Raw genomic sequence first — 15111 nt, forward strand, 5'->3', positions numbered from 1 at the left:
GACCTACACCCTGACGCAAGCCGATGTGGGTGCTGAGATCAGCGCTCGCGCTAGCTACACTGACCAGCAGGGCGCCGCCGAAGCCGTGACATCTGCCGCAACGGGTAGCGTCGCCAACGTCAATGATGCACCGTCGGGTGGCGTCATCATTACTGGCACCACGACTGAAGATGAAACACTCACGGCCGACACCAGTGCCCTGGCCGATGAGGATGGCCTGGGCGCTTTCAGCTACGTTTGGAAGGCCGATGACACTGCCATCACAGGTGCCACCAGCAGCACCTACACCTTGACTCAGGCTGAAGTGGGCAAGGCAATCACCGTTGAAGTCAGCTACACCGATGATCAGAGTACAGCTGAAGCGGTCACATCCGCTGCCACGGATAGCGTGGCCAACGTCAACGATGCACCGACGGGTGGCGTGGTCATCAGCGGTACGGCGACGGAAGACGAAGTTCTGATGGTGTCTAACACCCTGGCGGATGAAGATGGCCTGGGCACGGTGACCTACCAGTGGCTACGCGATGGCAATGACATTCCCGACGCCACCGGCGAAACCTACACCCTGACCCAAGCGGATGTGGGCGCTGCCATCAGCGTGCGTGCCCGCTATACCGACCAGCAGGGCACCGCCGAAGCGGTCACATCCGCTGCCACGGATAGCGTTGCCAATGTTAACGACTTGCCCACTGGCAGTGTGGCCATCAGCGGCGATGCGGTAGAAGACGCGACTTTAACCGCCTCCAACACCCTAGCTGACGAAGACGGCCTGGGGGCGGTGACTTACCAGTGGCTACGCGATGGTAATGAAATCGCCGCCACCACCGGCGAAACCTACACCCTGACGCAAGCGGATGTGGGCGCTGCCATCAGCGTTCGTGCCAGCTACACCGATCAGCAGGGCACTGCCGAAACGGTGACATCTGGCGCCACGGATAGCGTGGCCAACGTTAACGATGCGCCGACGGGCAACGTTATCATTACCGGCGATGCGGTAGAAGATCAAACTCTGACCGTCTCTAACACCCTGGCAGATGAAGACGGCCTGGGCGCAGTGACCTACCAGTGGCTGCGCGATGGCAACGAGATCACCGATGCCTCCGGCGAAACCTATACCCTGACGCAAGCCGATGTGGGTGCTGCCATTAGCGTCCGTGCCAGCTATACCGATCAGCAGGGCACGGCCGAAGCGCTCACATCCGCTGCCACGGATAGCGTGGCCAACGTCAATGATGCACCGACGGGTGGCGTGGCCATCAGCGGCGATGCGGTAGAAGATCAGACACTGACCGCCTCTAACACCCTGGCCGATGAAGACGGCCTGGGCACGGTAACCTACCAGTGGCTGCGCGATGGCGTTGAGATTACCGATACCACCGGCGAAACCTACACCCTGACGCAAGCCGATGTGGGTGCTGAGATCAGCGTTCGCGCTGGCTACACCGACCAGCAGGGCACGGCTGAAACGGTGACATCTGGCGCGACGGAGAGCGTGGCCAACGTCAACGATGCACCGATAGGTGTCGTTACAATCAGCGGAGATGCGGTAGAAGATCAGACACTGACCGTCTCTAACACCCTGGCGGATGAAGACGGCCTGGGCACGGTGACCTACCAGTGGCTGCGGGATGGCACGGAGATCACCGATGCCTCCGGCGAAACCTACACCCTGACGCAAGCCGATGTGGGCGCTGCCATCAGCGTTCGCGCCAGCTACACCGATGATCAGGGCACGGCCGAAGCGGTGATGTCCGCTGCCACGGATAGTGTTGCCAACGTCAACGATGCCCCCACTGGCGATGTCATCATTACCGGCGATGCGATCGAAGATGAAACGCTCACAGCCGACACCAGCGCTCTGGCCGATGAGGATGGCCTGGGCGCTTTCAGCTACGTTTGGAAGGCCGATGACACTGCCATCACCGGTGCCACCAGCAGCACCTACACCTTGACTCAGGCTGAAGTGGGCAAGGCAATCACCGTTGAAGTCAGCTACACCGATGATCAGAGCACGGCCGAAGCGGTGACGTCTGCTGCCACGGATAGCGTGGCCAACGTCAACGATGCACCGACGGGCGATGTCATCATTACCGGCGATGCGGTAGAAGATCAGACACTGACCGCCTCTAATACGCTGGCTGATGAAGACGGCCTGGGCACGGTGACCTACCAGTGGCTACGGGATGGTAATGAAATCGCTGATGCGACTGACACCACTTATACGCTAACCCAAGCGGATGTGGGCGCTGCTATCAGCGTTCGCGCCAGCTACACCGACCAGCAGGGCACGGCGGAAGCGGTGACGTCTGCTTCGACAGATAGCGTGGCCAACGTTAACGATGCGCCGACGGGCAACGTCATCATTACTGGCACCACGACTGAGGATGAAACACTCACGGCCGACACCAGCGCTCTAGTCGACGAGGATGGTCTGGGCACTTTCAGCTACGCCTGGAAGGCCGATGGCACCACCATCACGGGTGCCACCAGCAACACCTACACCCTGACTCAGGCTGAAGTGGGTAAGGCAATCACCGTTGAGGTCAGCTACACCGATGGGCAGGGCACGGCCGAAGCGCTCACATCCGCTGCCACGGATAGCGTGGCCAACGTCAACGATGCACCGACGGGCGATGTCATCATTACCGGCGATGCGGTAGAAGATCAGACACTGACCGCCTCTAATACGCTGGCTGATGAAGACGGCCTGGGCACGGTGACCTACCAGTGGCTACGGGATGGTAATGAAATCGCTGATGCGACTGACACCACTTATACGCTAACCCAAGCGGATGTGGGCGCTGCCATCAGCGTCCGTGCCAGCTATACCGATCAACAGGGCACGGCTGAAGCAGTCACGTCTGCCGCGACGGAGAGCGTGGCCAACGTCAACGATGCGCCCACTGGCAACGTCACGATCACAGGCGATGCAGTAGAAGATCAGACACTGACGGCGTCTAACACCTTAGCCGATGAAGACGGCCTGGGCACAGTAACTTACCACTGGCTGCGCGATGGTAATGAAATCACTGATGCGACGGGTGAAACTTACACCCTGACCCAAGCGGATGTGAGCACTGCTATCAGCGTGCGTGCCAGCTATACCGATCAGCAGGGCACGGCCGAAACTATTACATCGATGCCAACGTCTGCTATTAGTGCTAATCCTGATAGCGATAATGACGGCATTTCGAATGAAGATGAAAATCGCGTACCATCGCTAGATGGAAGCACTACCGGTGATGGCAACGGCGACGGCATTTCTGACGCCGAGCAAAGCAATGTCAGTTCTACACCGTTTTTATTGACGCCGACGGCTGTCTCTAATCCCGAAGATGCCCCTGAAGCGTTTATCACGCTGACGTCGAACGGCAGCCGTGACGCCGAGAGCGATGATGACTTACTAACGTTGCGTAATGTGCGACAGTTGGATGCGCCGAATGACCGACCAGATGACCTTGATATGCCATTTGGTTTAATCGCTTTTGAAGCGGATATAGAAACCGTTGGTGGGTCTAATGTGTTTTCTCTGTTCGTCGCCGATGATGTTGAGGCCAATGGTTACTGGAAGCAGAACGCGGCTGGAGACTGGGTAAATCTGGCTAGTGCAGCCTTTGGCGGTAGTCTGACAAATGAAGGTAATAAATTACGCTTTGATTTTGTCATTGAGGATGGCGGTGAGTTTGATTCTGATGGCGCCGCTAACGGCGTTATTGTTGACCCTGGTGCCATTGGATTCCGCTTACCAGAAACCCCCGAGGATCCAGAGCCTATACCGGATGTCGATGATGGAGGGGTAAACAGCGCACCTATTGCACGTGACGATGAATTTTCGAGCCGGTTTGGTTGGTTACTGCGTGGGAACCTGTTGGAAGACAATGGCAACGGCATTGACCAGGAGGTTGATGGTGATGACTTCTCAATCACTGATATTGATGGTCAAGAGGTTCTTTTTGATACCGCGCTTGTTTTGTCATCTGGTGCGACTCTCACCGTTCAGGAAAATGGTGATTTCCTCTACGACCAGAGAGGGGCTTTTGTGCCTTCACAAGAGGTAGACCGCGTCAGCGATATCTTTGAATACTCGATTGAGGACTCGCAGGGAGCATCAAGCACAGCGACAGTTTCTGTTGAACTGGGCGATGTCACGGATACGGTCGAGATCTCAGTGCTTCAAGCATTATATAAAGTCGCGTTTGATCGAGAGGCGGATGCTACAGGACTAAATTACTGGTCAGGTGTGCGTGAAAACGGTGTGAGTATGTTTGATATTGCTGATTTCTTCATCGAATCGGAAGAGTTTACCGATGATCAAGGAAGTCGCTTCAGTGATGATGACTATCTGACCCTGCTATATGCCAACGCCTTTGATAGAGCTCCTGATGCTGATGGCTTTGCGTACTGGTCAGATGTACTTGAAGAGCCGACGGTTGATCATGGTGATGTGATGACCTATTTCGCTACTTCTGAAGAAATGCAGGTGAAACATTTAGCGGAAGGTTTTATTTTCGCCTGATGCATTGACGTTAGGCAGAGCACCAGCGGCCACTCTTCGCCTGCGGGAAGAGTGGCCGCTTTTTATGTGTATCCGTTTTGTTTTGTTAAGCAATAACACCGTGATTAGATCAGCACTCGTAGACACTGACCTGCATGATACAGCGAGAAACCACCCTCATAGGCGCAGCTCCACAGCGGGCGGGCTTTGATGGGTTTGGGCTGTGACAACGGCAGCGGCAGCAGGCTGTCATCCTCGTTTGCAATGTAATGAGCAAAACCTTGCCCGACCACTGTGCCGGTAGTGATGCCGCGTCCGTTATAGCCAGTGGCTGACAATATCCCCGGGGCCAGTTCAAAAATACGTAAGGTGTGGTCCGGTGTGAACGCGACCTTGCCGGTCCAGGTGTATTCCCAGCGAACGTTGCCGAGCCTAGGGAAGTAATGATCTTTTATGGTATTGGCCCAACGGGTTAAGTAAGCCTGTGGTTTGCCTTCACCTTTCCCCAGGCTGCCCAATAGTAAGCGGCCTGCCTTGTCCCGCCGAATGCTGCTAAGTACCGTGCGAGTGTCCCAAGCGCCTTGTTTCTCTGGAAGAATCGCATCGGCGGCTTCGCCAGTTAGAGGTTCTGACGCCAGTTGATAATAATGGCCGGTAAAGAAGTGTTGTCGAACTTGGTTCCAGTCGTCTTCGGTATACGCATTGGTCGCCATGACGACTTTGCTCGCGGTCACGCTGCCATTTTGAGTTAACACCCGCCAGCGGTCTTCCTGTCGCTCGATGCCTGTTACGGGGCTTTGGCAGTAGAGAGTGGCCCCTAGGTTTGCTGTAGCGCGGGCGAGCCCTCGTGTATAGGCGCACGGGTTGATAGTGCCCGCGCGCTTATCAAGCAGCGCGGTATGTATCTGAGCGGTTCCCGTCATCCGCTCGCATGCTTCGCCTTCCAATAGGGTCACCGGGGCTCCACGGTTTTGTAACTGCTCGTGGCGGCGAGTGAGCTCTTGGCAGCCTTTGGTGTTATGGCCAAGGTGCAGGGTGCCTGTACGCGTTGCATCGCACTCAATGGCATAGCGCTCAATAATGTCGAAGACTTTTGCTGGCGCGCCGCCCAAAATAGTATTAACGCGTTCGCCTGTTTCTTCACCTAGCGCGGCCACGATGTCATCGGGTGGAATCCAAAGCCCAGCATTAACCAGACCAACATTGCGGCCTGAACCCCCCGTGGGGATATCTCCCGCCTCCAGCAAGATGACCTTGATGCCTTTTTCGGCCAAATGTAACGCGGTGGACAGACCCGTAATACCGCCACCAACAACACAGACCTCGGCCTCTTCCTGGTTCGCTAACGCAGGATAGTGTACTGGGGCTTCCGCGCTCGTTTGCAGCCAAAGGCAGCGCTCGGAGAGGGTCGTTTGCATCTTATAGTACCTCCTGAAAAGAAGCGCAGGTCGGCCATAGGCCGACCTTGTATGGCTATGAAGTAGGTTGGGAGGAGTAGTTGGTTTGAGGCGTATGGGGTGATTTTTCAGCCGCGCTCTCGGGGGATTCACGAGGAATAAAGCGGCCAGTTAGTGCCCACAGCAGGCCGAATAAAGGGGATAGCCAGCAAGCAAATGCAAAGGGCGCATATGCTAGCGTGGGTACGCCAATCGTCGAGGACACAAACCCACCGCCCATGTTCCAGGGAATTAACGGAGAGGAGAGCGTGCCATTGTCTTCAATGGTGCGTGACAGCGTCGAAGTCTTATAGCCCATGGCTTGATACTGGCCTTTCAGCAAGCGACCGGGCAGCACCAGCGTTGTATAAACATCGCCAATAATAGTGCTTACCGCCAGCGTTGTGCCGGCGCTTGTTGCCACTAAGCTGAAGCGACCTTTAATGAGCCGCATGAGCTGCTTAATAATCGCGTCAACGGTGCCATAGGCTTCTAACATGCCAGCAAAGCCCAGCGCGAAGAACGTTAGCGTTACCACCCAGGTCATGGAGAGCACACCGCCACTGCTGAGTAGAGCATCAATCGCCGGATTGCCAGTATCGCTGCTAAAGCCATTTTGCATGGCATCAAACACGGCATGAACGGTTTCGCCCTGAACGCCGATAGCCACTAAGCCGCCTATCGCAGCGCCGGTGAAAATAGTCGGGAAAGGTGGGAATTTGGCAAGCGCTAAACCGATCACAACAAAAGGCGGAATCAGCGTTACCCAGGAGAGCGTAAAGGTGTCATCAAGAGCCTGACGAAACGTTGCAATATCGGTACTTCGTTCAAGCTGGCCGCCATAGCTAGTGCCGAGCCATAAATAAAGCACCAGCGCGACAATCATGGCGGGCACCGTAGTGGCCATCATGCTGCGTATATGGCTCCATAAATCGGTTTCACATACGGCAGGGGTTAAGTTGGTAGTCTCTGATAAGGGCGACATTTTATCGCCAAAGAACGCACCGGATACCAGCGCCCCGCCCGTTAGATACATGGGAATGCCCAGCCCTTCCCCGATTCCCATTAGGGCAAGCCCGAGTGTTCCTACTGTGCCCCAGGATGTGCCTGTGGCAAGGGATACCAAAGCACTAATGACGCATGTCGCGACAAGGAAGTAAGAGGGTGAAACCAGCTGAAAACCGTAATACATCAGCGTGGGAACGGTGCCGGAAAGAATCCAGGTGCCAATCACCATACCGACCGCTAATAGAATAAAAATAGCGGGCATCCCCAGCTTAACCACCTCAAGCATTGAGGCTTCCATTTTTTGCCAGGGTACGCCACGGATGCGTCCGCACAGGGCACAAATCATTATCCCGAAGGCTAAAGGAATATGCGGGGTAAAGTCAGAGAAGATAAAAAATTGCAGAATTAGAATGGCGGTAGTGGCCAGCAGCGGTAATAGCGCCATCGCGAGGCCCGGCGTCGGGCCGATTTGGACATCGTCACGCATACATCACCTTGATTTTTTTATGTTTTTAGTAAGGGCCCTGCAGGGAAGGGCCCTTATAGAGGGGAAGGGTTAGTCGAACTTAATGCCTTGGGCCAGTGGGAGTTCACGAGAGTAGTTCACGGTGTTAGTTTGGCGACGCATATAGCTCTTCCAAACGTCGGAGCCAGACTCTCGACCGCCGCCGGTTTCCTTCTCGCCCCCAAACGCACCGCCAATTTCAGCACCGCTAGGGCCGATGTTGACGTTGGCGATGCCGCAGTCACTGCCAACCGCGGAGATGAAGGTTTCGGCTTCGCGAACATCGGTGGTGAAAATACAAGATGACAGGCCCTGGGGAACGTCATTATTGGTAGCAATGGCCTCATCCAGCTCTTTGTAGGTGAGGACATAGAGAATGGGCGCAAAGGTTTCGTGCTTGACCAGATCGTTTTGCTCGGTCACTTCAACAATGGCAGGCTCGACGTAGTAGCCTTCGTTGCTGTTGGCGATCTCTACACGGTTGCCACCGAACACCTTCGCACCTTGTTCACGCGCTTTAGCTAGCACGCTTTGCATCGCATCAAAGGCTTGATGGTCAATTAGCGGGCCAACCAAATTACCCTCAAGCGGGTTGCCGATGGACACCGCGCTATACGACTTCTTCAGACGCGCTAAGATTTCGTCTTTAATGGATTCATGAACGACTAAGCGACGCAGTGTCGTGCAGCGTTGCCCAGCCGTACCTACCGCAGAGAAAAGGATGGCGCGAGTCGCCATATCAAGGTCTGCACTTGGCGCTAAGATCATGGCATTGTTGCCACCCAGCTCAAGAATGCTGCGGCCGAAGCGTGCTGCCACTTGTGGGCCTACTTCGCGACCCATGCGGGTGCTTCCGGTAGCGCTGATCAGCGCAACGCGAGTGTCATTGACCAGCTGCTCACCGGCGGCACGCTCACCAATTATCACCTGGCTCAGGTGCTTGGGTGCCTCATCGCCGAACTCTTCAATGGCACGCTCTAACAGTGCTTGGCATGCCAGCGCTGTTAACGGTGTTTTTTCTGAAGGTTTCCACAGCAAGCTATTGCCGCATACCAGCGCTAAGGCTGAATTCCATGCCCAAGGGGCAACGGGAAAGTTAAATGCCGTAATTAGGCCAATCGGGCCTAACGGGTGCCAGCTTTCACGCATGTGGTGACCAGGGCGCTCGGAAGCGATGGTCAGTCCAAAAAGCTGGCGAGATTGACCAACGGCAAGGTCGCAAATGTCGATCATTTCCTGAACTTCGCCAAGCCCTTCCTGGAGAATCTTGCCGCACTCCCAGGTGACCAGCTCGCCGAGAGATTCCTTGTGCTGGCGCAGTTGATCGCCAAAAAGGCGCACCAATTCACCACGACGGGGGGCTGGCACGCTTTTCCAGGCCTGGAAGGCTTTTTCTGAGTTCGCGATAGCTGTTTCAACGTCGCTGCTAGAGGCCGTTGTAAGACGACCAATTTCGCTACCATCAATCGGCGTTGTAACAATCAGGTCGCCGCCTTGATACTGTTCTTTTGCGACGCCCATTTTTTCCATCAGGGAATGAATCATTGCTTCACCAAATATTGAGTTGTGAGTAAATTGGTTACAGGGCCAGTATTGCCAAGCTTGCGGTGGCTCATCAAACGATGTTTGTGAAAAACATCATTCCTTAATTTCACCAAGTGGGATTGCCATGCGTCGTCGAAACTTACCTTCTTTGACCAGCCTGAACTGTTTTGAGGCAGCGGCGAGACATCTCAGTTTTACGCGGGCTGCGGATGAACTGAGTCTGACGCAAAGTGCGGTGAGTAAGCAGGTGTCACAATTGGAAGTAACGCTGCAACATCCGTTATTCAGGCGGGTGAGAAAGCGCCTGCACCTGACGCCAGAGGGGGCGGTCTATCTCGGCGAGGCGCGTAAAATATTAGCCCAGGTCGAAATGTCCACGCGTTATATGCAGTCTTATGGCGTAGAGGCAGATGTGCTGAATATCGCCACGTTGCCCACCTTTGGGGCACGGTGGCTTATCCCCAGACTCAACGGGTTCCGCTTTAAACATCCCAATATTAATCTCAATATTTCTAACCGTACCGAACCGTTTGATATGCAAAAAGAGCGCATAGAGGCGGCGTTCTTTTTTGGCCATGGTGTATGGCCGCGGGCTGAGTGTATAAAGTTGCTGGATGAAGAGGTGGTGCCTGTCTGCGCGCCTTCCGCCATGGAGCAAACAACCGTTCGCGACCCATTAGACTTAACAGACATGGTGTTGTTACAGGTTTCTACTCGGCCCGAAGGGTGGCATGACTGGTTTGAAGCACAAGACCTCTATACGGAGCACAGCTACCATGGCCCAAGATTCGATACGTTCTATATGGCGTTAAGGTCGGCCCGCGCGGGCTGTGGCGTCGCCCTAGTGCCAAAATTCCTTGCTCAGGAAGAGCTTGATGAGGGGAAGTTAATCATTCCTTGGCAGTTCTCGCTTAAAAGCCAGGATGCTTACTACATGGCCTACCCAGAGCATATGGTCGACGTTTATAAGCTGCGCGTTTTTATTGAGTGGATACGAGCTCGTTTGGATTAGTTGTTAGTTGTTAGTTGTTAGGGCGACGGGTAAATAGTCGGGCAGGCGCTTTAGTTCTTCTAAGGGCATGGGGCGTGCGAATAGGTACCCTTGGAGTAGGTCACAGTGGCGGCGAGTGAGGTCTTCTTGCTGTTGCTGGGTAGGTTATTGAAAGGAGTGAGCAATAAACGGGTTAAAATGTACCCCTATTAAATGAGATGCTGGGTATCTTGTGATACTTTCAAGTGCTTTATTGCAGCGTTGAAAGTGTCCGTTAAGGTCAAATTCATAAACGCCATCAGGGTGATTCACAAACAGGGAGCGGTGCCACTCAGAAAGTGTGCGCCGGATCGAAGCGCATAATGTAAACCAGCGCGTCAGGCAGCATCAATTTTGCCTATTCAATTAGCGCGACCAGCGTTGTGGTGAGTGGCGCTCCGGCGGCGATCAGCTCGTGGATTTCCTGCTGGGCCTCTAGTAGCGGAAATTCATGGTGCATAACGCGCCCTTTTCATGCATGAGGCTCAAGGGTCGTATGACTGTATTTATGTTTAATTCTGACGCGTAGCTATTCAACTCGTACCATGTAACTAAACATAAGTGATAGCAACGTAAAAGTGCTCCTCCTTTATGCTAATTCTCGCGATATCCGACTAAAGCTATTGCATTGCTTGCCGATACTAAAAGACGCCAAAAAAAATGTAAGGAAGTCTCCCATGCGTCATGAGTTCAGGCCGTCATTATTTTGCCCCTTAGCAAACCTTCAGCTCTGTTTCATTGAGGAGTGTTAATGGTTGCACCATTGCCACCGAATGAAGCAGACCGTTTGCGTGCGATGTGGCGCTATATCCGTCATAACCAGGCTCCTGACGCTGTTTTAGATGCTATTACTCGTTCTGCCGCCAAGTTTTTTGACGTTCCAATTGTGCTGATCAGCTTGGTTGAAGAAGAGTGTCAGTGGTTCAAGAGCCAAGTGGGCCCCGAAATTGCCAATATCCCCCGTGACGTCTCGTTCTGCGCTTATACTATTTTGGAAAACGAGCTTTTGGAGGTGGTGGATGCCACTGTGGATGCCCGTTTCCAGAATAATCCCTTAGTCACCGGCCCGCCTTATATTCGCTACTACCTGGGAGCGCCGCTAGTGACGCCCGACGGGTTTTCTATTGGCACGCTGTGCCTGATAGATCACCGCCTAAGGGCCATAGGTGACGAGCATAAGCGTCATTTGCAGACCTTAGCCCACCAGGTCATGAGTCATCTGGAATTGCAGCGGCTTCAGCGTCTTGAGCAACTTATTAATCACGCGGGGCTGGGTGTTTGGGAGCTCGATGTAAGCTCCAATACGATATGGAGTAATGAGGCGTTTCTACGCTTGCATGGCGCTTCGCCGTTAACACCTAGTAGCCGCTTTGAGCTCGCAAGTCACTATTTGCCTGAAGATCGCGACACACTGGAAAGCGGGTTGGGGAGAATCATTCATCAGGGCACTCCTTTTGACGCCTGCCTACGTTTGAAAGCCCCCGGCGAAACGGCGATTACCTGGGTACAGTTAACGGGTGCCTCTATCGACGATACGGTGCCTGCCCGTCATATTGCCGGTACCCTGCAGGACATTACGCTCCTTCAGCGGAACAAACACGAACTTGAGTGGCGTCACCGTATCGACGATCTAATCACTCGCCTGCAAGCGAGCATTATTGCTGGAGATAATATTTCTGATACGTTTTCAGGTGCGCTAGAGGCGCTGCTGTCGCTAACAGAGAGTGAATACGGGTTTATTGGTGAGGTGTTTAAGGATGAGAGCGGAGAGCCGTTTCTTAAGACCCACGCCATTACTGATATTAGTTGGGACGACGCTTCACGGACACTTTACCGTAAGGCACAAGCGCACGGTTTAGTGTTCTCTCAGTTAGACTCACTCTATGGTCATGTTCTGCGTACTGGCAAGCCGCTGATTAGCAATCGGCCTTCCCATGATCCAAGGCGTGGCGGACTGCCTAAAGGGCATCCTTCCCTCGATACGCTGTTGTGTCTGCCTGTCTCGGTGGAAGGCGAGATGGTTGCTATGCTGGGACTTGCCAACTGTGCTAAGGGGTATAGCAATGAAACGCTTACGTTGCTTGAGCCTTTGCTCCGGCCACTTGGTCAACTGATTCACGGCTTACGCTTGCGCCGTCAGAACGACGAAGCCTGGAAGCGCCTGGAGCTATCCTCCAAGGTGTTTTCTAGCAGTCGTGAAGCGATCATGATCTCGGATAGCGATAACCGCATTATTGAGGTTAATGAAGCATTTGAACGAATTACCGGCTATACCCGTGACGAAGTGCTTGGCAAGAACCCTCGGGTCTTATCGTCAGGGCGCCAAACGCCTAGCTTCTATCGGTCACTGTGGGCATCGCTGAACGAGAAGGGATATTGGCAGGGTGAGGTGATTAATCGACGCAAAAACGGCGATCCATTGCCAGAGATGCTGTCAATTTCAGTGGTACGCAATGAAACTGGTGACACTACCCATCATGTTGCCGTTTTTTCCGACCTGACGCGCATCAAGCAGCATGCGGATGAGCTGTTTCGAGCGGGGTATGTGGATCGCCTGACCGCGCTGCCTAATCGCCGCCACATGATTAAGCTTATGCATGAGGCACTTGATAGCAGCAAGCCAGATGAAACCCTGGCAATAGCGGTACTTGACTTAGACGGGTTTCAGGAACTCAATTTGAGATTTGGTCGAGCGGGGGCTGATCGAATCCTGGTGGTTTTGGCTGGACAATTAGTCGATGCGCTAGGGGCAGGTGATCTTATCGCTCGTATTGGGGGGGATGAGTTTGCTTTTCTGCTGCACCGATTTGAGGGTGGTATTGAGCGTTTAAATCTTATACTTCAACAGGTTACGAAACCACTGACGATACCTGAACTAGGGGGCACAGATAAGGCGCCGCTGAGACTGACTGGCAGCCTAGGCGTTACACTCTTTCCTGCTGATCACAATGATCCTGACACCCTGTTACGTCACGCCGACCAAGCGATGTATCGCGCCAAAATGGCCGGTGGTAATCGTTTCGTCCTATTCGATCCTGAGCGCGAACAAGAGCTTAAGAACCTTCAGATCCGGCGCGGACAAATTGCACGTGCACTTGATGCAGATGAGTTTGTGCTCTTTTACCAGCCGCAGTTTGATCCAGTCTTTCAGCAGGTCACCGGTGTAGAGGCGCTGATCCGCTGGCAGCACCCCGAGCGCGGGCTGCTGGCCCCCGGTCAGTTTCTACCCGCGATTTCTGGTAGCGAACTAGAACTGAGCTTTGATGCATGGGTGCTCGAAACAGCGCTGAAGCAGATGGAGGAGTGGCATGCCAGCGACATCATGCTGGAGGTATGCATTAACCTAAGCCCCCAGTCACTCACCCGAGCCGATTTCTTCGATACGCTGCAGGGTGCGTTGGCCGCACACCCAGATGTGTCGCCAGCACTGCTATGCCTTGAGGTACTGGAGTCTGCTGCGCTGGACGATTTGCAAGCCGCGACACAGGTCATGCGTGCCTGTCGCTCGCTAGGGGTGAACGTTGCCTTGGATGATTTTGGTACGGGGTATTCGTCGCTGACCTATCTACGTGATCTGCCTGTGGATGTGGTTAAAGTAGATCGCAGCTTCGTTATTAACATGTTGGAGCGCGATCATGATTTGGCCATTGTTGAGAGCGTTGTGTATCTGGCTAAACGATTCAATAAAAAAGTCGTCGCGGAAGGGGTTGAGAGTAACGCTCACGTCAAACGACTGACAGAAATGGGCTGCCATTTGTTGCAAGGATTTGGTATCGCCCGTCCCATGCCGGCAAAGGCGTTGCAGACGTGGTACGAACATCCCTCAAAAATGCTCAAAGAACTCAACCTTACCTGATAGCTAGCGGCCAGAAGACAGCGCTACGACAGGATATAAACGTCCATCAGAATGAATTAGCAAAAGGAAATAAAATGTTAATTTAACTAAAAAGTAGCGTTGACTTATACAGGGCGGGTCTGTGATTATAAATAATAATTAATATTTCAAAAAACTCGATAGCGGGAGTGAGCGTGTTTTCATGCCGAAATACAGCCGTCATTTTCGGCATATTAGCCAGTTTTTCCTGCGTTCAAAGCTATTATAGCCAGCCAGTTTATGCAGATAGCTTGGATGATTTCGCTGCACAGCTGTTATGTCGTGATGAAGCTGATTGTCCCTCCTCGCAAAGCGCAGTACCCCGAACCCCCTTAGTCATCGAAGGCACCGTTCTGCCTGATGATGCTGCCCGTGGCGTTGATGAAGAACAGGCCTTTTTTATTCAACAGGGCGCTTATTTGAATCAAACGGGCGCCTTGGTATCGCTTGAAGGCAGCGCTATCGTTGTAACGCTGCCAGAGCGAGGCCAATTAAAAACGGGTAGCGGAACAGCAGTAGTAACAGCGCCGCTATCTGCTCCTGTCATTATCACTATACCGAGCGAAAAAAGAGAATAATGCGTCACTACCTGAAAAATGGGAGGGTTTGGCTTTGGCTACTCTTCGTACTCAATATTGCCTACTTAGTTTATGAGTTAGCGTTTAACAGCCGCTTGGTGGATGCATCGGTTGCCCGCTTATCGAGCGGTGATATTAGAGCGCTGGAATTAGAGGGGCGGATACTGTCGGGTATCGGACTTAGCTTGCTGCTACTACGCCTGATCACATTAAAAAATAAGCCAACCAAGTTGTTTATAAAGCAGGTGACGCTGGCGATTGCCATTGGCTTCCCGGTCATGTTTTTTGGTCAGCGCATCTTAGTTGACGTATTGATTGATCGCACTTCTGCCGAGCAGCGCATGGATGCTCAGCATCTTCTGCTGATGAAACGGGGTCTTGCCACTAACTCACTGCAGTTGGAAGGTATTGCGTTTGATGAAGAAGATCTCGATTCACCTCATACGCGTAGCTTTCTTTCTGTATTAGGGCTGATGACGTTTGTCTCTCCCGCCTTTGTTGATGATCTCAAGGCAGAGGCAGAGCGTATTATCCATCAAGTGGCGACAAATGAAGCGAGTAAGGAGCTACCTGAAAGCTACCAAGGCTATGAAACGCTAAGTGGTTATGCAAAAGTTATCGAGTTACTTTTTCCGTAATT

General features: G+C 53.3%; 9 protein-coding genes. 5 read left to right on the forward strand and 4 right to left on the reverse strand.

Annotation, left to right across the window (positions count from 1 at the left end; all coding sequences use genetic code 11):
- Positions 1 to 4516 (forward strand): DUF4214 domain-containing protein (locus INT21_RS18985; protein ID WP_193085586.1); only part of this gene is annotated, 4516 nt, incomplete at its 5' end.
- A 104-nt stretch (positions 4517 to 4620) separates the two neighbouring features.
- Here INT21_RS18985 and amaA read toward each other — a convergent pair.
- The 3 genes from amaA to amaB all read right to left on the reverse strand — a co-directional run bounded on the left by amaA (position 4621) and on the right by amaB (position 8989).
- Complete coding sequence (gene amaA, locus INT21_RS18990; protein WP_193061193.1) at positions 4621 to 5913, reverse strand: L-pipecolate oxidase; 1293 nt, start codon at positions 5911 to 5913, stop codon at positions 4621 to 4623.
- A 55-nt stretch (positions 5914 to 5968) separates the two neighbouring features.
- A complete protein-coding gene (gene nhaC / locus INT21_RS18995) occupies positions 5969 to 7426 on the reverse strand; it encodes a Na+/H+ antiporter NhaC (RefSeq protein ID WP_193061194.1) in 1458 nt (485 codons plus the stop codon).
- Positions 7427 to 7495: 69 nt separating this feature from the next.
- Entirely contained in the window at positions 7496 to 8989 is a 1494-nt protein-coding gene (gene amaB / locus INT21_RS19000; RefSeq protein WP_193061195.1) for an L-piperidine-6-carboxylate dehydrogenase, read from the reverse strand.
- 124 nt (positions 8990 to 9113) lie between these two features.
- On the opposite strand from amaB, the gene INT21_RS19005 reads away from it, so the two are divergent.
- Positions 9114 to 10001 carry a LysR family transcriptional regulator gene (locus INT21_RS19005; protein WP_038478998.1) on the forward strand — a complete coding sequence of 296 codons (888 nt, stop codon included), beginning with the start codon at positions 9114 to 9116 and terminating at the stop codon, positions 9999 to 10001.
- Between the two features lie 144 nt (positions 10002 to 10145).
- Here INT21_RS19005 and INT21_RS19010 read toward each other — a convergent pair whose 3' ends face one another.
- Positions 10146 to 10292 (reverse strand): PAS domain-containing protein, encoded by a 147-nt coding sequence (locus tag INT21_RS19010; protein ID WP_254281452.1) that lies wholly within the window; start codon positions 10290 to 10292, stop codon positions 10146 to 10148.
- A 478-nt stretch (positions 10293 to 10770) separates the two neighbouring features.
- Between INT21_RS19010 and INT21_RS19015 the strand changes: the two genes are divergently transcribed.
- From INT21_RS19015 to INT21_RS19025, 3 genes are all read left to right on the forward strand, one after another.
- On the forward strand, positions 10771 to 13875 hold the full coding sequence (locus INT21_RS19015) for a bifunctional diguanylate cyclase/phosphodiesterase (protein WP_193061197.1): 3105 nt from the start codon (positions 10771 to 10773) through the stop codon (positions 13873 to 13875).
- A gap of 269 nt (positions 13876 to 14144) precedes the next feature.
- Positions 14145 to 14471 carry a hypothetical protein gene (locus INT21_RS19020; RefSeq protein ID WP_141239978.1) on the forward strand — a complete coding sequence of 109 codons (327 nt, stop codon included), beginning with the start codon at positions 14145 to 14147 and terminating at the stop codon, positions 14469 to 14471.
- Positions 14471 to 15109, forward strand: coding sequence for a hypothetical protein (locus INT21_RS19025; RefSeq protein ID WP_193085587.1), 639 nt, complete (start codon positions 14471 to 14473; stop codon positions 15107 to 15109). Before INT21_RS19020 ends, INT21_RS19025 begins: the two co-directional genes overlap by 1 nt.
- The last annotated feature ends 2 nt before the right edge of the window (positions 15110 to 15111 follow it).

Origin of the sequence: Halomonas sp. 3F2F (assembly GCF_014897805.1) — a bacterium.
In the GTDB taxonomy this organism is placed as follows: Bacteria; Pseudomonadota; Gammaproteobacteria; order Pseudomonadales; family Halomonadaceae; genus Vreelandella.

Bases quoted from the DNA above. Each gene is read 5' to 3' on its own strand.
- INT21_RS19005 (WP_038478998.1), top strand. From the start codon at position 9,114: ATGCGTCGTCGAAACTTACCTTCTTTGACCAGCCTGAACTGTTTTGAG.
- INT21_RS19015 (WP_193061197.1), top strand. From the start codon at position 10,771: ATGGTTGCACCATTGCCACCGAATGAAGCAGACCGTTTGCGTGCGATG.
- amaB (WP_193061195.1), bottom strand. From the start codon at position 8,989: ATGATTCATTCCCTGATGGAAAAAATGGGCGTCGCAAAAGAACAGTAT.
- amaA (WP_193061193.1), bottom strand. From the start codon at position 5,913: ATGCAAACGACCCTCTCCGAGCGCTGCCTTTGGCTGCAAACGAGCGCG.
- INT21_RS19025 (WP_193085587.1), top strand. From the start codon at position 14,471: ATGCGTCACTACCTGAAAAATGGGAGGGTTTGGCTTTGGCTACTCTTC.
- nhaC (WP_193061194.1), bottom strand. From the start codon at position 7,426: ATGCGTGACGATGTCCAAATCGGCCCGACGCCGGGCCTCGCGATGGCG.